General features: G+C 48.4%; 15 protein-coding genes and 2 tRNA genes. 11 read left to right on the top strand and 6 right to left on the bottom strand.

The features are described 5' to 3' along the window. Positions 1-212 precede the first annotated feature (212 nt). Positions 213-623 carry a hypothetical protein gene (locus ACZ5PW_RS19345; RefSeq protein ID WP_464556654.1) on the top strand — a complete coding sequence of 137 codons (411 nt, stop codon included), beginning with the start codon at positions 213-215 and terminating at the stop codon, positions 621-623. 9 nt (positions 624-632) lie between these two features. Here the strand turns inward: ACZ5PW_RS19345 and ACZ5PW_RS19340 are convergent, their stop codons facing one another. From ACZ5PW_RS19340 to ACZ5PW_RS19315, 6 genes are all read right to left on the bottom strand, one after another. Then, on the bottom strand, positions 633-3,050 hold the full coding sequence (locus ACZ5PW_RS19340; protein WP_464556653.1) for a cache domain-containing protein: 2,418 nt from the start codon (positions 3,048-3,050) through the stop codon (positions 633-635). Positions 3,051-3,269: 219 nt separating this feature from the next. Further along, a tRNA-Arg gene (locus tag ACZ5PW_RS19335) sits at positions 3,270-3,346 on the bottom strand. 183 nt (positions 3,347-3,529) lie between these two features. Further along, positions 3,530-3,606: transfer RNA gene (locus ACZ5PW_RS19330), tRNA-Arg, on the bottom strand. A gap of 129 nt (positions 3,607-3,735) precedes the next feature. Next, a complete protein-coding gene (locus ACZ5PW_RS19325) occupies positions 3,736-4,146 on the bottom strand; it encodes a hypothetical protein (RefSeq protein ID WP_464556652.1) in 411 nt (136 codons plus the stop codon). Continuing rightward, positions 4,146-6,293 carry an MFS transporter gene (locus ACZ5PW_RS19320; RefSeq protein WP_464556651.1) on the bottom strand — a complete coding sequence of 716 codons (2,148 nt, stop codon included), beginning with the start codon at positions 6,291-6,293 and terminating at the stop codon, positions 4,146-4,148. Before ACZ5PW_RS19320 ends, ACZ5PW_RS19325 begins: the two co-directional genes overlap by 1 nt. A 14-nt stretch (positions 6,294-6,307) precedes the next feature. After that, entirely contained in the window at positions 6,308-6,889 is a 582-nt protein-coding gene (locus ACZ5PW_RS19315; protein ID WP_464556650.1) for a TetR/AcrR family transcriptional regulator, read from the bottom strand. A 559-nt stretch (positions 6,890-7,448) separates the two neighbouring features. Between ACZ5PW_RS19315 and ACZ5PW_RS19310 the strand changes: the two genes are divergently transcribed. From ACZ5PW_RS19310 to nifJ, 10 genes are all read left to right on the top strand, one after another. After that, complete coding sequence (locus ACZ5PW_RS19310; protein ID WP_464556649.1) at positions 7,449-7,802, top strand: hypothetical protein; 354 nt, start codon at positions 7,449-7,451, stop codon at positions 7,800-7,802. A 157-nt stretch (positions 7,803-7,959) separates the two neighbouring features. Next, positions 7,960-8,607: a succinate dehydrogenase/fumarate reductase transmembrane subunit gene (locus ACZ5PW_RS19305; protein ID WP_464556648.1), complete on the top strand. Its 648-nt coding sequence runs from the start codon at positions 7,960-7,962 to the stop codon at positions 8,605-8,607. A gap of 13 nt (positions 8,608-8,620) precedes the next feature. After that, positions 8,621-10,474 (top strand): fumarate reductase flavoprotein subunit, encoded by a 1,854-nt coding sequence (locus ACZ5PW_RS19300; RefSeq protein WP_464556647.1) that lies wholly within the window; start codon positions 8,621-8,623, stop codon positions 10,472-10,474. 20 nt (positions 10,475-10,494) lie between these two features. Continuing rightward, positions 10,495-11,232 carry a fumarate reductase iron-sulfur subunit gene (locus ACZ5PW_RS19295; protein ID WP_464556646.1) on the top strand — a complete coding sequence of 246 codons (738 nt, stop codon included), beginning with the start codon at positions 10,495-10,497 and terminating at the stop codon, positions 11,230-11,232. A 3-nt stretch (positions 11,233-11,235) separates the two neighbouring features. Continuing rightward, positions 11,236-12,075: a fumarate hydratase gene (locus tag ACZ5PW_RS19290; protein ID WP_464556645.1), complete on the top strand. Its 840-nt coding sequence runs from the start codon at positions 11,236-11,238 to the stop codon at positions 12,073-12,075. Continuing rightward, positions 12,075-12,632: a Fe-S-containing hydro-lyase gene (locus tag ACZ5PW_RS19285; RefSeq protein WP_464556644.1), complete on the top strand. Its 558-nt coding sequence runs from the start codon at positions 12,075-12,077 to the stop codon at positions 12,630-12,632. The genes ACZ5PW_RS19290 and ACZ5PW_RS19285 overlap by 1 nt, the downstream gene beginning before the upstream one ends. 39 nt (positions 12,633-12,671) lie before the next feature. Beyond that, on the top strand, positions 12,672-13,991 hold the full coding sequence (locus tag ACZ5PW_RS19280; RefSeq protein ID WP_464556643.1) for a malic enzyme-like NAD(P)-binding protein: 1,320 nt from the start codon (positions 12,672-12,674) through the stop codon (positions 13,989-13,991). A gap of 209 nt (positions 13,992-14,200) precedes the next feature. After that, positions 14,201-15,739 carry an SLC13 family permease gene (locus ACZ5PW_RS19275; protein ID WP_464556642.1) on the top strand — a complete coding sequence of 513 codons (1,539 nt, stop codon included), beginning with the start codon at positions 14,201-14,203 and terminating at the stop codon, positions 15,737-15,739. 602 nt (positions 15,740-16,341) lie between these two features. Next, positions 16,342-18,465: a phosphate acetyltransferase gene (gene pta / locus ACZ5PW_RS19270; protein ID WP_464556641.1), complete on the top strand. Its 2,124-nt coding sequence runs from the start codon at positions 16,342-16,344 to the stop codon at positions 18,463-18,465. Between the two features lie 229 nt (positions 18,466-18,694). Continuing rightward, complete coding sequence (gene nifJ / locus ACZ5PW_RS19265; RefSeq protein WP_464556640.1) at positions 18,695-22,216, top strand: pyruvate:ferredoxin (flavodoxin) oxidoreductase; 3,522 nt, start codon at positions 18,695-18,697, stop codon at positions 22,214-22,216. Positions 22,217-22,295: the final 79 nt, after the last annotated feature.

The following is a 22,295-nucleotide window of genomic DNA, read 5'->3' as shown; positions in this document are numbered from 1 at the left end:
GAAACAGTCCTCTTGATTATATGGGAAAGTGTTAAATCCGTTTGAAATATTCGATTCATATTGCCACTTTTTCTTCGGTAGTTAAAGTGAAATGGAGTTATAAAACAGAGCAGGGTATTCCGGTCCATTCACTTGCAGACATCTGGGAATAAATGGTAAGATTCTTATTAAAGTTTTAGTTGGCAACTAGTTGAAAATACAGGAGCGTATATATGGGAATTCATAATGTGGCCATTGTAGGGCTTGGCCGGGTCGGATCGGCTTTTCTGGAGAAAGTGGTCAGCCGCAAAGATGTCATTTCGGTAAAATGTGTCTGTGAACTCTATGACACTCCGGGGCGCAGGCTGGCAGAGAAGGAGAATATTTCTGTTGCAGGGTTGGATGAACTTATCGGTTTCGGTGTGGGACTGGATATCATATTTGACCTGACCGGTGATGAGAATGTGACACTTTCTTTGCGCCGCAAACTTGAAAAGGCAGGCAATACCTATACGAAAGTGGCTCAGAACCGTCTTGCCCGTCTGGTCTGGGATTTGTTGGGTGAAGACGAACAGCAGGCAATGCCTGACGTTGGCATCAGGAAATCTCAGGCTTATGCGGATATGATATTTAAAGATAAATAATGAGTATCCCTAAAGCATGGGCAGGACTATGGTGAATCTTGTCCCTTCGCCGGGAGTTGATTCCGCATTTATGGATCCACCATGATTCTGAGTGATTATAAAATAGGATACAGACAGCCCCAGTCCGGTCCCCAGCCCCGGGGTTCTGGTGGAGTAGAAGGGTTCAAATACTCTTTTGATGTCTTCTTGGGGTATTCCCGGGCCGTTGTCTTCAATCTCTACTTTTACGGAGTGCTTTTCAGTTGAAGTTCTGATCGTAATAGTCGGGACTTTGTGCTGGTTCCGTTCGGATGATAAAGCCTGAGCAGCATTTTTGATCAGATTAAGTATTACCTGACTTATTTCTATCTCAGTGAAATTGAACATGGGCGGTGAGCTGTAGTCCCGTATGATCTTTATTTTTTTGAAGTCGTACTGCTTTTTCAGGTTGTAATCGTTTGATGCCAGTGAGATAGCGGTTTCAATAACCGATTCGATATCGCAGGATGATTTGGATGAATTGCTCTTGCGGCTGAAATCAAGCATGGACCTGACTATGACGGCAGCTCTCTGTCCTGCATCCTGAATGTTATGCAGATAGTTGGTTATGCCGCGTTTATCCATGTAGTTTCTAAGGTTGTCCAAATCTATACCGCATTGCTGGGCGACCGGGATGTTGCTTTTGAGGTTGGGCGAGGTACGCCTCAGAATATTCTGGGTAACCTGCATAATTACGCCTAAAGGGTTGTTTATTTCATGTGCCATTCCTGCGGCAAGCCCACCCACTGACATCATTTTCTCGGTTTGCACCATGATCTTCTGCATTTTTTTGCGCTCGGTAACGTCTCGCATAACTATGAGCAGTTTCTTCTTTCCTCCGATAGTGGCGATGCGGGCCAGATTGTCTGTCCAGAATGGTTCTCCGTTAGATTTTTTTACCATCCATTCGAAGTGGACGGTTTCACCTGTGCTCGCCTTTTTGAAAAGTCTGGATGTGTAGCTTTTGTCATAGGGAGGAGTGTTGAAGCTTATTTTTTCAGGCTCCATACCTATTGCCTCAGCTCTACTCATACCGAAAAAGTCGAGGAAAGCCTGATTAACATCGCTAAATATTCTTTTCTCCGTGTCCATTACAGCGATTGCATCTTTAGTTGAATTGAATATTTCACGATAGGTAATTTCAGATTTCAGCAGGTCTTTACGGGCTGCTTCCCGGCTTTCAATCATGGAGTTGGCAAGCTCAGCCATCTGATCAAATTCGCTGAAAGCAACCTGTGAGCGGTCGATGCACGCTGTGGAGCCCATGCACTTGCGAAAGAAACTGTCGAAGGAATTGAAATTGTCAGCCAGAATTCTCTTGAACCTTCCTGAAAGGACAAGGATTGCTATGGAAAAAACAAAAAGCAGTGCGCACACCGATGAAATATTGATCATCAGGGCTTCCCATAAATCATCTTTTTCGTCATTCAGTTGATTTTCTAGGGCATCGATATTGGTTCCTGCGCCTATATACCACTGCCATTCGGGGGCAGCTGTGCAATAGCTCAGGTTCTTGCTTTTCATGTTGCTAAGGGGCTTTAATGGATTGGTATAAGTAAGGAATCCACCTCCTTTTTTGGAAAGAGCTATTAGCTTACGAATAATGGTCATTTCTTCAGGACTGCCAGGATGATTGGAATTCCTGCCATGCAGAGGACCTAACAATGTTTTTCCGGTATACGTTCCGATAAACAGGAAGATGTTCTTGCCTACATTTACTGAGCTTAGCCGGTTCAGAACTTCCGCCTTGGCCAGTTTTTTTATGGTGTCCTGGTAAGATCCGGTACCTATGATCCATTGGTAGGGCTTGAAAAATTTAATATAGGATTTTTTTTCGTATGTATTGCCTTCTACTCCGGGCTTGGTCCATAAGTAGTCTATGAATCCTTCATTGTTCTCTTTAACCAGAGCAATCAATTCCCTGACAATAAATCTTCCATCATGGGTTTTCATGTTTAAAATATTTCTTTGTTCCATTTCCGGGCGGTCGGAATTGAGCTGTTCAATTCCGTCCATACCTAAAATGAACAGGTAGGAGTCCTCGTAATGATGTACCATACCCCTGAGCGTTTCCTTAATCAGGGTTTTGAGCTCTCCTTCAGGCATTGTTTTTCTGTATTTTTCATAGAGAGTTACGGACAGGCTGTGTGCCTCTTCAATGAAGCTTTTGATGTTTTTGACAGCCTGCGACTGGGCGTTGCTGCGAGTGAAGTCGATTAAGTTCTGTATTCTGGAGACTTCACTTACCAGAGAGCTCTCCACACTTCCGATGATTTCATCTTCCGCTTCAAGCATGTCATTCTGGTAGTCGGTAATCATGAAATAGACGGTAATTCCACCGAAAATCAGCACCGAAGAGAAACAGAGTGCAAGTATGTAGCGCGAAAGTATGGAGACAATACTCTTCATCAGAAATCCTTGGAGTATAAAGTGCTGAGTCTTTGAAAAAAACAACCCAGATAAATTCACATGTAAATCAGCATATCATTTAATATATCATCTGGTAAATATTGGTACAAGAATGAATATGAAAGATGGATTTGTGGTCTGGCGGAGGGAGGCTTGGTTTCCAAAAATGAAAAGAAAAAGGGTTACGATTTTTAATCGTAACCCTTTGATTTAACTTAGTGGCGCGCCTGAGAGGATTCGAACCTCTGACCTACGGATTCGTAGTCCGGCACTCTATCCAGCTGAGCTACAGGCGCGCGTTGAAGAAGAGTGTTTATTTGGATTCTTCCAAATCGTCAACCCTTTTTTATAAAAAAATTAAAAAAATAAAAATTAAAAAAATTGATAATGGGTGTCATTTAAGAGTGTTGACACAAAGCCAGACTGCTGAAAGTAAAAAGGGTTACGATTTTCAATCGTAACCCTTTGATTTAACTTAGTGGCGCGCCTGAGAGGATTCGAACCTCTGACCTACGGATTCGTAGTCCGGCACTCTATCCAGCTGAGCTACAGGCGCGCGTTGAAAAGGGTTCTATGGATAAACCCTTCTTAGGTCAAGTGTTATTTTAACAAAAATACGATCTTATGTGAATTCAATCTTGGTCGAAAAGAGTTTTTTGTTTTTATGTCCCTTTAATAATTGATGTTAGTTGTTGAGGCGGGTTGAAAAGAAAATTATGGCCGGAGCCAGAAAAATAGAAATCAGAACCAGACTCCAGACTCTGCCTTTCAAAATATTGTAGTCGGATAAAAGTCTCTGCCAGGAGTGGCCGGCCACATAATGACCGAAAATAAATTCAAACGATACGGTGAGAATCAGCCAGACAGCTCCAACTATTACCGCATTTTCTAAAGATGGAATGGGAAAGTATTCATTGAGAAGAAAAGTGTAGGCCATAAATGCGGCAACACCCAAAATGGATGACAGCTGGTGTGAGTGCAGTTCCGACATTAAACGGCCATAGCCCAACTCGCGCAGAACTCCGTTTGCGATTGCTATTATCACCATAGGTAACCAGCCGAGAGTATAAGTAAGAATAATTCCGGAATCGATCATCAGGGTGTGTTCTTGTCAGTTTTTACTTCTGTTATTTCTGGAAAATTAGAGGTCGTTTTGATGCTCATGTCTGGCAATATCCACATAGCCGAGCTTTCTGGGTAGTGCTTTTCCATGAACTGCATTCCTTTTTCCGGCCCCATGATGAATATTGCAGTAGCAAGGGCATCAGCGGTTTCAGCATTCGGGGCTACTGTGGTCGTGGCGATACAGGCCGAGGAAGACTCAAGCAGGGCCGGGTCGAAAATATGATGTTTCCGCCTATGGTCATCTTCAGATACTGCGGATATAAACTGGTAGTAGTCCCCTGATCCGCAGACAGCACTGTCTTTCACTCTGATATATCCGATAATTCCAGACCCTCTGGGGTTGCGTATTCCTATGGACCATACCCGTTCACCGAAGACCATGAAATCGCCACCGGCTTCGACCATAGCTGTTTTGATGCCCGCATCTTTAAGATAGTCTGCGGCCGCATCAATAATGGTTCCCTTGGCGAGCCCCCCAAGATCAATGGCCATACCTTTCTTCGGCAAACTGGCCATGCTGCTGGTTTTGTCTGTCTGTACCAGCCGGTAGTCAATGAGTCGTCTGTGGCCGTCAAAACGGCTTTTATCAAGGGCATAGTAAAAGGGGGTGGTAGTTATAGCTCCGATGGTAATATCAAAGCTGCCCTTGGATTTTGCACTGAAATCCAGTCCGCTCTCAATAGTTTTGAGTGCTTTTTCAGAAACTTTTACGCTCCTTATACCCGCATTGTGATTAAGTCTGCCGATGGATCCGCGTTTATTACGGTGGTCAAGATCCTTCTGGATCCTATGCATCAGCGAGACTGCTTCCCGGGCCTTATCCTCTGTGTGACCGTTTTTCGTTGACACTATGGTAAGGTTCACGACTGTTCCCATCGCAACGTCACTGTAACGGATAACATCAGGAGAACCGCCAGAATCATGGCTGGACATGTGAAGCGGGATAAGGATGACCAGCACAAATGCTGCTAAGGTGATAGTCGTCACCGCAGTTTTGACGGTTCTTAATTCACGCAATCCTTCATATAATATGGGGAGGATTCCAATTGCCCCTACGATGGCTGTAAGTCTGAAAGGTGTGGAAATATTGCCGCTCAAAGTGACAATGAATCCGTAAAGCAGGGGGCCGGCCATGAATCCGATGTTGGTAGCCATGTTGGCTAATCCAAGAATCCGCCCCTTTCTGTGTCCAAGTTTTGCACATATTGCCATGGATGGCGGCATTGATATTGCCGCGCCTGTTCCGGAAAGAATTCCTGAAAAAATAAAACCGGAAATTGTGCTGCAACCGGCTATGATGTAAAGAGCCAGCGCACTTACTGCCATGCCCGCAAAGGTTGTTATATGTTTATTGAAGCCTGCTAAAAGTCTTCCAGATAGAGGCAGCAGCAGAACAGTAAAAAGGCTGGGGACCGAAAACAGGGCCGCAGTCATTCCAGGGCTGATTTGAAGTGTGGACTTGAGCAGTACGGGATAAAATGCAATCAGGGCTCCTATGCCCATTCCCCTGCCGAAGAGTGCCAGCATGATTGAAAAATACAAACGGGTCTCTGATACCTTCTCAGGGGGGGCAGCCGTATCTGCTGGCAGCCTGCATGACTGATTCCCGGCAGAGAATAGAAAAAGAAGCAGGGCGCCGACCATAAAAACTGCCATAGTTCCGAGTATTGGCATATAGCTCTTATCTATATATAGAAGGCCACCCAGCAGAGGGCCGAGCAGGAAAGAGCTGTTCATCGCCGCAGACAGATGAGCAAAACGGGGCGCGAGATCATTCCCCTGCATGGATGAGCCTATAGCAGCCATGCTGACAGTTCTTATGGTCCCTGCACACAGTCCCAGCATGAACTGGATGGCATAAAGGGTTTGAATGGACGGAAATATAATATAAGGCAGCGGCAGTATTGCCGCAAAAATGCAGGACAATGCCAGTGGCTTGAGGATCCCATGGCGGTCCGCGTAGTTCCCTGAAAGAGGGGCGATAAGCAGTTTGGCCAGAAAGTATCCCGCGAATCCGCTTCCAAGCCACATCCCTCCCGCTTTTTCGTCAAGGTTCATCAAAGGCAGGGTGAATGTAAATACCCCCGTTCCCATGGATGCCGCGAAAACGGCAGCCATAAGGAATGGAATTCTTATTCCGGTAGATTCTTGGCTAAGCTTCGAACTATGAATTGACATGCTTCTTCAAAAAGACCTTCTACAACGAATGGGGTGAGAAATTCCGTGCGTACCGCACCGACAATATGTCCATAAACAAGATAGGACGTCTGGGGCAGTTCTACTTTGCGGACTGACCCGTCCTGCATACCCTGTCTAATATAATCTTCGATGCGGTCAATCAGCTTTTTGAATTTAGCCGCGATTTCTGAGCGGTCAAGGTGAGGATATTCATCGCTGAAGGGGGAGCTCCTAAGCAAAGTAGGAAAAGTCGTTCTGTTTGAGGCTGTAAAATCAAAATAACCTTTTACAAACAGCCTTAAAGCTTCAAGCCCATTGTATCCTTTCTTTGCCTTGTCAGTCAAAACTGCCAACATCTGGTCGATCAGTTCTCCTCCTGCTTCTAGAAAGAGATTATCCTTGTTTCCGTAGTAGTGTGAAACAAGCCCGGAAGCAACCCCCGCACGATCGGCAACCATTTTGAGAGTGGTAGCTGTGTAGCCGTGTTCACTGAATTGTTCTTGTGCTGCAAGCAGGATTTTTTCTTTTTTGGTCATGAGAAACTCCGTAATAGTACTGTTGAAACGTGGAGATGGGGAAAAATACCTGCTGAGTTCCAGTTTGTTCGTAAGGATACCCAAAAAATATATTAAAGTAACTAAATTTTAACATGTCGTTGGGGCTATTAATATCTGATTCCTGGTTTCTGGATCGGCAGTGAGTTCCTTCTGCATTGTTTTTTTGTTTTTTTACTGCTTCACAGTCTCTTGGGATTAGTTGTTACTTGTCAATTGATAAGTGAATTCATTGTTACAATGTCGTTAAAAGTTTGGATTCGATAACAAAAAAATAGTGCCATCTTTTATGTGTTTGGTGTTACAATTGGTGGGGCGCAAAAATAGAGGGAGATGTCAATAATTTTTTCAAAATTGATTGACCGACCAATTAAGGGGTGTTAGAACAGATACAACTAAATGGGGAAAGCGTTGTTTCGCTTGCTATGACAGTTTGTGGTTTCGGTTTTTGCGAGTCTGGTTCAATAAAATCTCCCCGAAGAAAGGTAGGAATAATGTTTGGCATATTCCTTGGGAATTTTCTTCGGGTGCCGGGGGATGAATGCCAGTTATGAGACCAAATTTTGCAACAGACAGAGGGGATGATTTCCTCATGTCTGTTCAGCATGGGAAAGGTGGGCTGCTATATGCGGTTTTATTTTTCCTGGCAGCTGCGTTTCAACCGTTCTCTCCATTTGTTCCTTTCAGAATAAATCAATCAGCAGCGTCCGGCTTACCTTCTAAAGGGCCTGTCTACGATGTTGCTTTCATACCTTCCATATCATTTCAGTTTATAAAAAGATCACTCCATATAAAAGTCCCGGGTAGGTTTCCGGGGGTTTTGTACACACTCCATTATCCATTTACAAAAATAATTCCCCTGAGGGGGGTTATGCCTTTTAAGCCGGGTATTTAGCTGGCAGCCGGAGATATTTGTTCTCCGGGGGTTAACGGGATTGGAATGTCTCAGACGTGAAAGGTCTGTGACGGTCTTCTGACCACTGTTCTCATGCTGATGAGGTCATGTTGGTAATCCATTAATGCGGGAGAAATCCCGTCGAAGGAGGATGATTATGGCTGTAAATGTAGGTATGCACGTAGCCCGTCCGGGCAAGCGGGACGCCGTACTTGACTGGCTGCAGATGCTCACCGGAGCCGGGCTGGTGGTTTTTATGTGGTGTCACATGCTGCTGGTTTCCTCTGTTGTAATCTCGCCTAAAGCCATGAATGCCATTGCCGGTTTTTTCGAACACACTTATATGGCGCAGGTTGGCGGGCCTTTGATTTTCTTGACTTTTTTGCTACATTTCGCATTGGCGGCCAGAAAGATACCTTTCCGCGCGGAAGGACAGGCCACCATTTGGCAGCATGCTCAGATGCTCAAGCATCGTGATACCTGGCTCTGGGTTGTGCAGGCCGTGACCGCAATGATCATCCTTGTACTGGGTGCCATCCACATGTGGGTTGTGCTCAATGACCTTCCAATCACCGCTGCCAAATCAGCAGCTCGTGTCTCCGAGGGCGGGTGGATGCTCTTCTACCTGGTTCTTCTTCCTTGTGTTGAACTTCATGTAAGTGTCGGTTTCTACCGCATTGGCGTTAAGTGGGGAGTCATCAAGACCGAGAACAGGGCAAAAGCTAAAAAGTTTGAGTCCATTCTCTTTGCGACATTCATGGTCATCGGCATCATCACCCTGATCAGGTTCATAACTTTAAGTTAAACGGGGTTCATAAATGCAAACATATTACTCTGATCTCCTTGTTATCGGCGCAGGCCTGGCGGGCGAGCGCGTGGCTGTGGAGGCGGCCCAGGAAGGTTTTGACGTAATCTGTCTCTCAATTGTCCCGGCACGCCGATCCCATTCATCGGCAGCACAGGGCGGAATGCAGGCCGCTCTGGGAAACTGTGCCAAAGGCGAAGGGGACAATGTGGACGTTCATTTCGGCGACACCGTACGCGGCTCCGACTGGGGTTGCGACCAGGAAGTGGCCCGTCTCTTTGCAGACGCCGCTCCCATCGAAATGCGCCGGCTGGCACACTGGGGTGTGCCCTGGAACCGTGTTGTTCCCGGAAAGTCCTTCTATTTCAAAGGTGGCGAGAAATTTGAAAAAGAAGAGAAAGAAGAAAAGCGCGGTCTGATAACCGCCCGTTCATTCGGCGGAACCGCAAAATGGAGAACCTGCTATACTTCTGATGGTACCGGCCATGCGGTTATGTGTACCATGGACAACCGCTGTGCCGAGCTCGGGATCAATGTTTTCGACCGCAAGGAAGCAATTTCTCTTATCCATGACGGCGACACCTGTATAGGTGCTGTGGTCCGCTGTCTGCGAACCGGGGAACTTGAGGTGTTCCTTGCCAAGGCAACTTCAATCTGCACCGGTGGTTTCGGGCGAATCTACAAGGCAACCACCAACGCGGTAATCTGTGACGGCGGAGGACATATCATCGCCCACGACACAGGAGTTGTGCCGATCGGTAACCCTGAAGCAATCCAGTTCCACCCCACCGGTATCGTTCCCACGGACATTCTGGTGACAGAAGGCTGCCGAGGTGACGGCGGAACCCTGCTTGATGTAAATGAAGAACGTTTCATGCATATTTACGAGCCGGAAAAGGCGGAACTTGCTTCCCGTGACGTTGTTTCAAGATGGATGACCCACCACATGCGTCAGGGCAAGGGTGTCAAGTCGTCATACGGCGAGCATCTCTGGCTTGACATCCGTCATCTCGGCGACAAGCACATTTCAACCAAGCTGCGTGAAGTTGATGAGATCTGCCACCATTTCCTCGGTGTTGATCCCAGAACCCAGCTCATTCCCGTACGCCCAACACAGCATTACACCATGGCCGGTGTGCGTACCGACAAGGACGGTGCGGTTTACGGACTCAAGGGTCTGTTCTCCGCAGGCGAGGCCGCCTGTTGGGATATGCACGGTTTCAATAGACTCGGTGGTAATTCACTGGCTGAGACCGTTGTTGCAGGTGGTATTATCGGTGCCAAAATCGTTGAGTTCCTCAAAGGTTATGAGACCGATTTTAAAACTGCACTGGTGGCTGATGCAGTCCGCAAACAGCAGGACCGTATTGAGAAGCTGCGCAGCGGTGCTAACGGTAAGGAAAATGTTTACAGGGTTCGTGAAGAACTGCAGCAGGCTCTCATGGATGGCTGTTTTGTCTTCAGAAACGATGAAGGCCTTACCAAGTGCATTGAAACCCTGAAGGGAACTCTTGATAAAGCCCGCAAGGTCAGTCTGGTCTCAGACGGACTGGGGGCCAACCACGAGCTGGCTGCGGCCCTCAAGATTGAAGGACAGGTCAAGCTCGGTATGTGCATCGCCAAGGCTGCCCTTGAACGCACTGAAAGCCGTGGTTCCCATAACCGCGAGGACTACCCGGCACGTAATGACCGTGACTGGCTGAACAGAACTCTTGCCTACTGGCGGGAAGGCGCAGACATGCCTGAACTTAAGTACGAAGAGTGCACTGATGTCTATGAGATTCCTCCGGGAGACCGTGGTTACGGTGGTGGGCAGATCATTGAAGCCGACAAGGCCGAGATTGAAGCCAAGACGATCAAGAAATAACCCCTGATAAGGATATAAAAATGAGCAGACAACTCGAATTTGATATATTCCGTTATAATCCGCAGGATAAGGGGTCGGTTCCGCACATGCAGACCTTTGTGCTGGATGAAACCGAGAACATGACTCTTTTCATTGCCCTTAACAGGCTTCGTGAAGAGCAGGACCCCGGCCTTATTTTTGACTTCTGCTGCCGCGCCGGTATCTGCGGTGCATGCGCAATGGTCGTCAATGGTAAGCCTCGTTTGGCCTGTCAGACCAAGACCAAGGATCTTCCGGAGCAGATAACCCTGCTGCCTCTTCCTGTTTTCAAGCTGATCGGTGACCTTTCTGTCGATACCGGCATCTGGTTCCGTGAAATGTATGAAGCAACTGAATCTTGGATTCATACCAATAAAAGCTTCGATCCCAACGCTCTTGAAGAGCGCATGGAGAACGAGGTTGCTGAGCAGATTTACGAGCTTGAACGCTGTATTGAGTGCGGCTGCTGCGTATCCGCATGCGGAACAGCTCGCCTGCGCGATGACTTCCTTGGTGCTGCCGCGCTTAACCGCGTAGCCCGTTTTGTCGTTGATCCCCGTGACCAGCGTACCGACCGCGATTACTTTGAAATCATCGGTAATGACGAGGGTATCTTCGGCTGTATGGGGCTTCTTGGATGTGAAGATGTATGTCCCAAGGGCCTGCCCCTGCAGAATCAGCTCGGATTTCTGCGCCGCAAGATGGGTATCACCGCAATCAAGGAAATATTCAGGAAGTAAGCTATGCGTACCATTAAAGCCGAACAGATTATCGATGCAGTGGCGAAAATGTGCGTAAGCGCAAACCGTTATCTGCCTGAAGATGTGAAAAAAAGGTTTGAAGAATGTGCTGCCGGTGAAGATTCCGCGGCGGCAAAAGAAGTCTTCAGACAGATCAAGGAGAACTGGGAGCTGGCTGCGGATTCCGGGTTGCCTCTTTGTCAGGATACCGGATTGGCTGTGTACATTGTTGAGATGGGCGAGGATGTCCGGGTTGAAGGCATGAATATCCGTGATGCCATCAATGAAGGAACCCGTAAGGGATATGAGGAGGGCTTTCTTAGAAAGTCCGCCTGTGATCCTCTGACCCGTGCCAATACTAAGGACAATACTCCTGCGGTGATCCATTTCGATATCGTGCCCGGTGACAAGATTAAGATCTTCTTTATGGCTAAAGGCGGCGGTTCCGAAAACATGAGCCGTGTGACCATGCTTGCGCCCGCGCAAGGATGGGAAGGTATCAAGAAGTTTGTCATCGAGCGTGTTGCTGAGGCCGGCCCCAATCCCTGTCCTCCGACAATGGTTGGCATCGGCATCGGTGGAACATTTGAATACTCCGCGTTGCTGGCTAAAAAATCCCTCATGAGAAAGGTGGGCGAACATTCTCCTGATCCGGAAATCGCCAAAATGGAAGCCGAACTCATGGAAGAGATCAACAAGCTCGGCATCGGGCCCATGGGGCTTGGCGGTAAGACCACTGTCTTTGACGTGAAAATCGAAATGCGTCCGTGCCATATAGCGAGCCTGCCGCTGGCTGTTAACATCCAGTGCCACTCCGCAAGGCATGAGGAGGTGGAACTCTAATGGCTGAATATAAACTTAACACTCCTTTGACTGATGAAGATATGGATCAGCTCAGGGCCGGTGACGTGGTCAAGTTGACCGGTACTATCTACACCGCCCGTGATGCTGCCCATAAAAGGCTTTGTGATCTTCTGGATAAAGGTGAGGAACTGCCTTTCGAACTTAAGGGTTCGGTTGTCTATTACGTAGGCCCCAGTCCGGCTCCTCCGGGCAGGCCCATCGGGTCGGCAGGGCCCACCACCAGTTATAGGATGGACACTTACGCTCCCCGGCTGCACAGTCTCGGCCAGAAGGCCAGCATAGGGAAGGGGAAGCGAAGTGATGCCGTCAAGCAGGCTCTGAAAGATCATAAGGCTGTATATTTCGGAGCTACCGGAGGTGCTGGTGCTCTGCTCTCCATGTGTATCAAGGACGCGAAAGTAATCGCCTTTGATGAACTTGGCCCCGAAGCAATCCGTGAACTTACCGTTGAAGAGTTTCCACTCTTGGTCATCAACGATTGTCACGGCGGAGAACTCTACGCTGTTCCTGACAGGAAAGCAGCGGGCGTTGAATAACAGTCGGAAAGTTGCATCCGACAATTAAGGAGAAAATTTATGGCTCTTTTTACTAAACAGGAAGCCCTTGACTATCATTCCAAAGGTAGAAAAGGAAAAATCGAAGTTGTTCCCGTAAAACCCTGTGAAACTCAGAAACATCTTTCCATGGCCTACAGCCCCGGTGTTGCTGAATCCTGCAAGGAAATCGCGGAAGATAAGGAAAAATCCTTTCTTTACACCGCCCGCGGCAACCTTGTCGCTGTAGTTTCCAACGGAACAGCTGTTCTCGGGCTCGGCAATATCGGTCCTGAAGCAGGTAAGCCGGTTATGGAAGGTAAGGGTGTTCTGTTTAAAGTCTTCGCCGATATTGATGTTTTCGATATCAACCTTGACGTTACCGACCCCGATGAGCTTTGCAATATAGTAAAAGCCATGGAACCGACCTTCGGTGGTATCAACCTCGAAGATATCAAGGCTCCCGAGTGCTTCTACATTGAAGAGAAGCTCAAGAAGGAAATGGATATCCCCGTATTCCATGATGACCAGCACGGTACCGCAATTATTTCCGGTGCCGGACTGATCAACGCTGTTGAGATCACTGGTAAGAAAATCGAGGACATGCGCCTGGTTGTATCCGGTGCCGGTGCCTCCGCTGTAGCATGTACCAATTTCTATAAATCTCTGGGTATCAAACCCGAGAACATAGCTATGTTCGACTCTCGCGGTCACATCAACAACAGCCGCGAAGGCCTGAACGAGCAGAAGAAATCCTTTGCCACTGACAAAGAGTACAAGGATCTTGCTGAAGCAATGGTCGGCGCTGATGTTTTCCTCGGCCTGTCCGTCAAGGGAATGGTCACTAAAGATATGGTCAAGTCCATGGCTGACTCCCCCATTATTTTTGCAATGGCCAACCCTGATCCTGAAATCTCCTACACCGATGCCAAGGAAGCACGTCCCGATGCCATCATGGGAACAGGACGTTCCGACTACCCCAACCAGATCAACAACGTTCTGGGTTTTCCCTTCATTTTCCGCGGAGCACTGGATGTGAATGCTACTTCCATCAACGAGGAAATGAAGATTGCAGCAGCCAAGTCTCTGGCAGCTCTGGCAAAAGAGCCGGCTCCTGACTATGTCTGCGAAGCCTATGGTGTGGATAAGCTTGAGTTCGGTATTGATTACATCATTCCCAAGCCGCTTGACCTGCGCCTGATTGAATTCGAATCAGCCGCAGTTGCACAGGCTGCTATGGAAACAGGTGTAGCCCGCAAGAAGATCGACATTGAGGAATACAAGAAGGAACTGCGTGAGCGTCTGGCTGCTTCCAGAGAGCGCGTAGGTGATCTCGTAAAGTCCTATAATCTCGATTTCTAATCTGATTTACAAAGTAATCTGTTAACTATCTTTTCCCGGCTCGGCGAGGTGGGTCGGGAAAAGAAAAATATGTGATGAGGTCCAGTATGTAAGTATCGGTGTACCGCCGGATAAGGCAGGATGCTTCAATCCGCGCTGACAACCCGCGAAAGCGGGGCGGTGAGAGGCATTATATCCGGGAGGCATGCCACAAGCTCGAGTGAGGGACTATGAGCGATCAACAAGACTCTGGTAACGGACGTAGAATCGGCTTTTTTCTGGGGCCGGTCGTTTTCCTGATCATGCTTTTTCTTCCGGCTCCTTCCGGAATGGAACCGGCTGCGTGGAAGGTTGCGGCAGTAACGGCCCTGATGGCTATCTGGTGGATAACTGAAGCCATTCCCATTCCGGCGACATCTCTAATGCCTATCGCACTTTTCCCGCTGCTGGGTGTAATGAAATCAGCTGCGGCCTGTGCTCCTTATGCTAACCATCTTATCTATCTTTTTATGGGTGGCTTCTTTCTGGCCGTTACCATGGAAAGGTGGAACCTTCACAGACGTATTGCTCTGCACACAATCAAGACAGTCGGTACGAGTCCCGGGCGAATGATTCTGGGATTCATGATTGCCACCGGCTTCCTTTCCATGTGGGTTTCCAACACCGCAACAACCATGATGATGGTTCCCATCGGGCTTGCTGTTATCCAGCAGGCTACCGGATTTGATTCCAAAGACCTGAGGGCATGCCCCACCGCGGGGCCCGAATCCAACTTCGGTAAATGTCTCATGCTTGGTATCGCCTACGCAGCATCCATGGGTGGTGTCGGTACCATCATCGGTACCCCCCCGAACACTGTAATGGTCGGCATGGTCGACAAAATGTACGGCGTGCAGATCGGTTTCGGTCAGTGGATGCTTTATGGTGTGCCTCTGGCAACTATCATGATCGCTGTCTCCTGGTGGATTCTGACCAAGGTTCTGTTCCCGGCCAAAGGTCTGGAACTTGCCGGTGGTGAAGCAATCATCGATAGCGAAATCTCTAAACTTGGACCCATGTCCAAAGAAGAGAAATACATTGTTACCGTAGGCTGTTTTGTAGCTGCTTTCTGGTTGTCCCGAGGTTTCCTGAAAAAGGCTGCTTTCATGGCAGACCTGTGGCCCAACTTCGGTTACGTCCATGATGCAACTATTGGTATTCTCGGTTCACTGATCCTCTTCGCCATTCCTACTAATTTCAAGAAGGGCGAATTTCTGCTGGATTGGAAGACTGCTGTTAAGATTCCCTGGGATGTAATCCTGCTCTTCGGTGGTGGGCTGGCTATCGCAAACGGTTTCTCAAAAACCGGGCTTGCAACATTCATCGCCTCAAGGCTGACCATGCTTGAGGGCATGACTATCCTGATGTTCGTTGCAGTGGTTGTCATTATCACCATCTTCCTTACTGAAATCACTTCCAACACCGCAACCGCTACCCTGCTTGTCCCGATTATGGGCAGTGCCGCAATCGCAATGGGTGTCCATCCATTTGCAACGATTATCGGCGCTTGTGTGGCAGCTTCTTTTGCATTCATGCTCCCTGTTGCAACTCCGCCCAACGCGGTTGTTTTCGGCTCGGGATGCGTAACGATCAAACAAATGGCCTCGGCCGGTTTCTGGTTGAATATGATCGGTGCCGTGCTGATTACCATTTCAGTTGTCTACCTGCTCCCTGTTCTCTGGGGCATAGACCTTACCGTTCTTCCTGATTGGGCAGTAATGCCTAAGTAACACCTCCCTTGTCTCCGGGCGGTAACGATTCCGCCCGGAGACATACTGATCTGATTAAATAGTTCTTTGAATTTTCTTGTGGCCGCATAGTCATGAGTTCCATGCTTGCGTCCAAAAAATATTTTGACCGGACAACTGCCGGGAAATCAAACACCAGCCCCTTCCGTTTCCCGGCTTGCCTGGTGAACTGGATTGACCAGTGGCCAAACCGGTCAGAATTAATGGTTCCGCTTGTCTTTGAAATGCCCTTACCTTTGACTAACATCTGCGGGCAGGTCGGCAATGTGGAAACCAGGGAGCAACCCCGGAAGCTGTGCCCTCGTTTGCCTGCGTCATCGCAACATGTTGTAAGTTTCAACAGGACTGCAGTGCGGACCTCATCAGCACCTCCAGAGCGCGTTTACGGGGTTGCTCCTGCTAATCAGGATGTTTGTTAAGTGATACTGGTAAGGAAATATACTGACCGGGATTTATGTCCTAAATTAATTTTTCTGATTTGGTTGTTACTCAAATATAATTCAGCAGGCACTATTGATTCGTGATTAATGAAAAGACTTCTGATATGAAGAATTGTCCGCACATTAATTTTATCAGGAGAAAGGATGTCCAAAAGTCTTTACATAGCGGCAACTGAGGCCCGCAGCGGTAAATCCGCGATTGTTTTGGGAGTCATGCAGTTGCTTTTGACTCATCTGCGTAAGGTGGCGATTTTCCGCCCCATAATTCACGACAACCCTCAGGGAAGGGATCATGACATTGATCTGATTCTAAGACATTTCAAGCTTAACCAAGAGTACGAAACAACTTACGCCTATACACAGAGTCAAGCCACACGGATGCTTAACGATGGCAAGCATTCACTGCTGATGGAAAAGATTCTTGACAAATTCAAGGCTCTTGAAAACAGCTATGATTTTGTCCTCTGTGAGGGGACTGATTATCTGGGCGGAGAAGCAGCAGTGGAGTTCGATATCAATCTGGATGTTGTTGCAAACCTTGGCTGCCCTGTTCTTGCTGTTTTGAATGCGAAAAACAGTGACGAGGATGAAGTCTGCGACCTTGCCATACGCACCGTTGATATATTTGAAGAAAAAGGGCTGGATGTGATTTCGGTCATGGTGAACCGGGCTTCAAGAAAGTTTTCACCTGATCTTGCCGAGAAGATCAAAGCCGGATTTAAGGGTGACAAAAAGCCGCTTACCTATGTGATTCCGGATGATAAGCGGCTTGGCAACCCTACCATGAAAGACGTTGTGAACTGGCTGGATTGTCAGGTACTTTACGGAAAGGAACGGCTGGAGACTCCTATTGACAACTATGTGGTAGCGGCCATGCAGATTGAAAATTTTCTGAAGTATGTAAATGAAGGATCTTTAATTATCACTCCCGGAGACCGATCCGATATTATACTGGGTAGCCTTTCGTCCCGTCTTTCCGATGCCTATCCCAATGTCGCCGGGATTCTTCTCACCGGAGGAATCCGACCGGCAATGACCATCCACCATTTGATTGAAGGGTGGAAAGGAGTTCCTCTGCCCATTCTTGTTGCGCCGGGGCACACCCATAAGACAGCCCAGATACTCAGAGGTCTGCACGGGACTATTGATCCTGAGAATCAGGTGAAAGTTCTTTCAGCCATGGGGCTTTTCGAAACCTGCGTAGATTCGCATGAACTGCAGGATAAGCTTGTTTCAACAAAGTCGAGACGTATCACTCCGTTCATGTTTGAGCACACCCTCCTGCATAAAGCCCGCGAAAGAAAGCAACGCATCGTCCTGCCCGAAGGGGCCGAAGAGCGTATCCTGCGGGCGGCTGATATTCTTCGCCGCAGGGATGTTGTTGAGCTGATACTTCTCGGCAACGAAGATGAAATTAGGCAGGTCGCTTCAAACATTGATATACAGCTTGACGGTATTGAAATTATAGATCCCGTCAAATCTAAGCATTTCGACAGGTTCGTTGATGAGTACTATGAACTTCGCAAACACAAATGTATAGTAAAGGATGATGCCCGTGACCGGATGAGCGATCTCACTTACTTCGGAACCATGATGGTTTATACCGGGGTTGCCGACGGTATGGTTTCCGGCTCCATAACTACAACGGCCCAGACTATACGCCCTGCTTTTGAGTTTGTGAAAACCAAGCCGGGATTCTCCATTGTTTCAAGTGTGTTTCTCATGTGCATAAATGATCAGGTAATGGTTTATGGTGATTGTGCCGTCAATCCGAACCCGAATGCCCAGCAACTGGCCGAGATCGCCATCAGTTCTGCTCACACCGCCGCTATTTTCGGTATTGAGCCTCGTGTGGCCATGCTCTCGTACTCTACGGGTGAATCAGGAAAGGGCGCGTCTGTTGATAAGGTCAAGGAGGCAACAGAGCTGGTCCGTAAGATGGCTCCTGAGATTGCCGTTGAAGGGCCGCTGCAGTTCGATGCCGCCGTTGACCCTGAAGTGGCTGAAGAATTGATGCCCGACAGCGTAGTGGCAGGAAAGGCTACAGTCCTTATTTTTCCGGATCTGAATACTGGCAACAACACATATAAGGCGGTCCAGCGTTCACAGCCGGATTCTGTGGCGATCGGTCCCGTGCTTCAGGGACTGAAAAAGCCCGTAAATGATCTCAGCCGGGGATGTACTGTCCGTGATGTTGTGAACACTGTTGCCATAACCGCAATTCAGGCCATTGCTGAAAAGGATCTGGCTGCCATGAATGAGCAATAAAGTGGAAAAAGTTTTTCTGTGATTGAATGCACTTCCAAGTGTTAAATCTATTAGTACATTAGGAAACAACACTTGGAAGTGATGGTGTTTCAGGTATTTTGAACGGCTGATCAACTTTTTTGCAGGTCTCAGCCTCAAAGCTGTGAAATACGGGTAGGCAATGCGTGGGGTAGTATGCTACAGTCTTCGCTGCACGCCTTCCTAACCATCAAAGACACGGAGTTTAATAATGGCAAAAAAAATGAAAACTATGGATGGCAACCAAGCCGCTTCATACGTAGCTTACGCTATGTGCGAAACTTCAGCCATCTATCCTATCACTCCTTCATCTCCCATGGCAGAACTCGCCGACGAGTGGGCTGTAGCGGGGCTGAAGAATATCTTCGGCACTACCATGGAAGTGCGCGAGCTTCAGTCTGAAGCGGGTGCCGCTGGTGCCCTGCACGGTGCTCTGGCTGCAGGTAACCTTTCCTGCACCTTCACCGCTTCTCAGGGCCTGCTGCTGATGATTCCCAACATGTATAAAATTGCCGGTGAGCTGCTGCCCACCGTTTTTCATGTTTCCGCACGTGCCGTTGCAGGACACGCTCTTTCCATTTTCGGAGACCATCAGGATGTAATGGCCACCCGTCAGACCGGTTTTGCCATGCTTGCCTCCAACTCCGTACAGGAGGCTCTTGACCTCGCACTGGTATCCCATCTGGCTACCGTTGAATCCAGCATTCCTTTTGTTCATTTCTTTGACGGCTTCAGAACTTCACACGAAGTGCAGAAAATCGAACTCATCGATTATGAAGAAATGGCTGCGGCCCTCAACTGGGACAAGGTAAGGGATTTCCGTGACCGCTCTCTTAATCCTGAGCATCCCCACACAAGGGGAACCGCCCAGAACCCTGATATATATTTCCAGGGCATTGAGGCCATCAACCCTTATCGTGACGCTGTACCCGGCTATGTTGAAGACGCAATGAAGAAAGTCTACGACATCACCGGACGTGAATATAAACTTTTCGACTATGTGGGCCACCCTGAGGCTGAAAATATCATTGTAGCCATGGGCTCAGGCTGTGAAACCATCGAAGAAACCATTGAAAAGCTCGTAGCTGACGGCGAAAAAATCGGTCTTGTCAAAGTAAGACTTTACCGTCCTTTCTCTCTTGAGCATCTCGGTCAGGCCATCCCTGCCAGCTGCCAGCAGATTACTGTTCTGGACCGCACTAAGGAAGGCGGAGCCATCGGTGATCCCCTCTATCTTGATGTCTGCACTGCACTGAAGGAAATGAATATTGAACTTCCCGTCTACGCAGGTCGTTACGGCCTCGGTTCCAAGGAATTCACTCCTTCAATGGTTAAGGCTGTTTATGACAATATGAAGTGTCTGTCTCCCAGACATCATTTCACTGTCGGCATTGAAGATGACGTTACCCGTCTTTCACTTAAGGTGGGCGAAGATCTCGATACCACCCCTGAAGGTACTGTACAGTGTAAATTCTGGGGTCTCGGTTCTGACGGTACTGTCGGCGCGAACAAACAGGCAATCAAGATTATCGGTGATAAAACCGACATGTACGCGCAGGGCTATTTTGCGTACGATTCCAAAAAGTCCGGCGGTATCACTGTTTCTCACCTGCGCTTCGGTAAGAAACCAATCAAGTCCACATATCTCGTAGAGATTGCGGACTTCATTGCCTGTCATAACCCCAGCTATGTAAAACTGTACGATCTTCTTGACGGTATCCGTGAAGGCGGAACTTTCCTGCTGAATACCAGCATGGGACTTGAAGAGCTGGAAGCGGAACTGCCCGCAAAGCTGCGCCGCAAGATTGCTCAGAACAACCTTAAGTTCTACGCCATTGATGCGGTGAAGATCGCAGGCGAAGTAGGGCTCGGCGGACGTATCAACATGGTTATGCAGACTGCTTTCTTCAAACTGGCGAATGTCATTCCCTTTGAAGAAGCTGTTGCTTACCTTAAAGAATCCATCAAGGAAGCTTACGGCAAGAAAGGCGACAAGATCGTCAACATGAACGTTGCCGCGGTCGAGCAGGCTGAAGCCAACCTTAATGAAATTAAATATCCCGAATCCTGGGCTACTGCTGAAGACGAAGAAGCTGTCGAAAACTTTGAGCCTGAATTCATCACTGATGTGGTCAAGCCCATCCTTGCCCAGAAAGGTGACGATCTTCCCGTTAGTGCTTTCTCCCCAGACGGACGTTTCCCCATGGGAACCTCCCGTTTTGAAAAGCGCGGTGTGGCGATCATGGTTCCCGAGTGGATCAAAGACAACTGCATTCAGTGCAACCAGTGCTCATTCGTCTGCCCGCACAGCGCTCTTCGCGGAGTCCTCGCCAATGACGAAGAGCTGAAGATAGCTCCTGAAACCTTTGAAACCATTCCTGCCAAAGGTAAGGGTCTTGAAGACCTGCACTATCGTATGCAGGTGAATACCCTTGACTGTCAGGGCTGCGGTAACTGCGCCGATATCTGCCCGGCCAAGGAAAAAGCTCTGGTAATGAAGCCCATCGTTTCCCAGACTGAAAAAGAAGTCCCCAATTATGATTTCTCCGAAATCGTATCATTCAAGGACAATCTGCTGCCCAGAACTAGCGTTAAAGGCAGCCAGTTCCAGCAGTCTCTGATGGAATTCTCCGGGGCCTGTGCCGGTTGTGGTGAAACTCCTTATGTAAAGGTTCTCACCCAGCTCTTCGGTGAACGTATGATCATCGCCAACGCAACCGGTTGTTCCTCCATCTGGGGTGCATCCGCTCCATCTACCCCGTACTGCGAAAATATCGAGGGACACGGTCCCGCCTGGGGTAACTCCCTTTTTGAAGATGCCGCCGAGTACGGATTCGGTATGGAAATGGCAATCTCCAACCGCCGTGACCGTCTGAAGATGCTCATGGAACAGGCTCTTGAACTGGATATCAGTGATGAACTGGCCGAGGCCATGAAAAACTGGATTGAGTTCAAAGATGATGCTGACAAGTCCGTTGAATACGGCAATCAGCTGCGTGAACTTCTCGCAGTAGAAGCAGACACTTATGAGCTGCTTCTTGAAATCGAGGAGCAGGAAGACATCTTCGGCAAAAAGTCCATCTGGTGCTTCGGTGGTGACGGCTGGGCTTATGACATCGGCTTCGGCGGTCTGGACCATGTTCTGGCTTCCGGAAAAGATATCAACGTTCTGGTGATGGATACCGAAGTTTATTCCAACACCGGCGGTCAGGCTTCCAAGGCCACTCCGCTTGGCTCTGTAGCGAAATTTGCTGCGGGCGGTAAGCACACTTCCAAGAAAGACCTTGGCCGCATGATGATGAGCTACGGCTACGTTTACGTCGCCTCCATCTCCATGGGAGCCAACAAGAATCAGGTCATGAAGGCTTTCCTTGAAGCTGAAAGCTATCCCGGACCTTCACTCATTATTGCTTACGCTCCCTGCATCAACCAGGGACTCAGAAAGGGTATGGGCAAGACCCAGCTTGAAAGTAAGCTTGCAGTTGAGTCCGGTTACTGGCCGCTCTACCGTTTTGACCCGCGCCGCGAAGAAAACGGCGAGAACCCTCTTGTTGTTGAATACAAAGAGCCTGATGGAACTCTGCAGGAATTCCTTTCCGGCGAAAACCGTTACGCCATGCTTGAGCGTATGATGCCTGAGGTGTCCAAGGAAATGCGTTCCCGCATTGAAAAGGATTGTCTCCAGAGATATAAGCTTCTCAAGCAGATGGCTGAAATGGACTACACTGTTTAGCAGTCTGTAGCCCGAGCATGATGAAAAAAGAAGCCCCCGCATCAAGTCTGATGCGGGGGCGTTTTTTGGAGAGATAAAT

This window comes from Maridesulfovibrio salinus (assembly GCF_055394525.1).
This window is presented reverse-complemented; position numbering and strand designations above follow the sequence as displayed.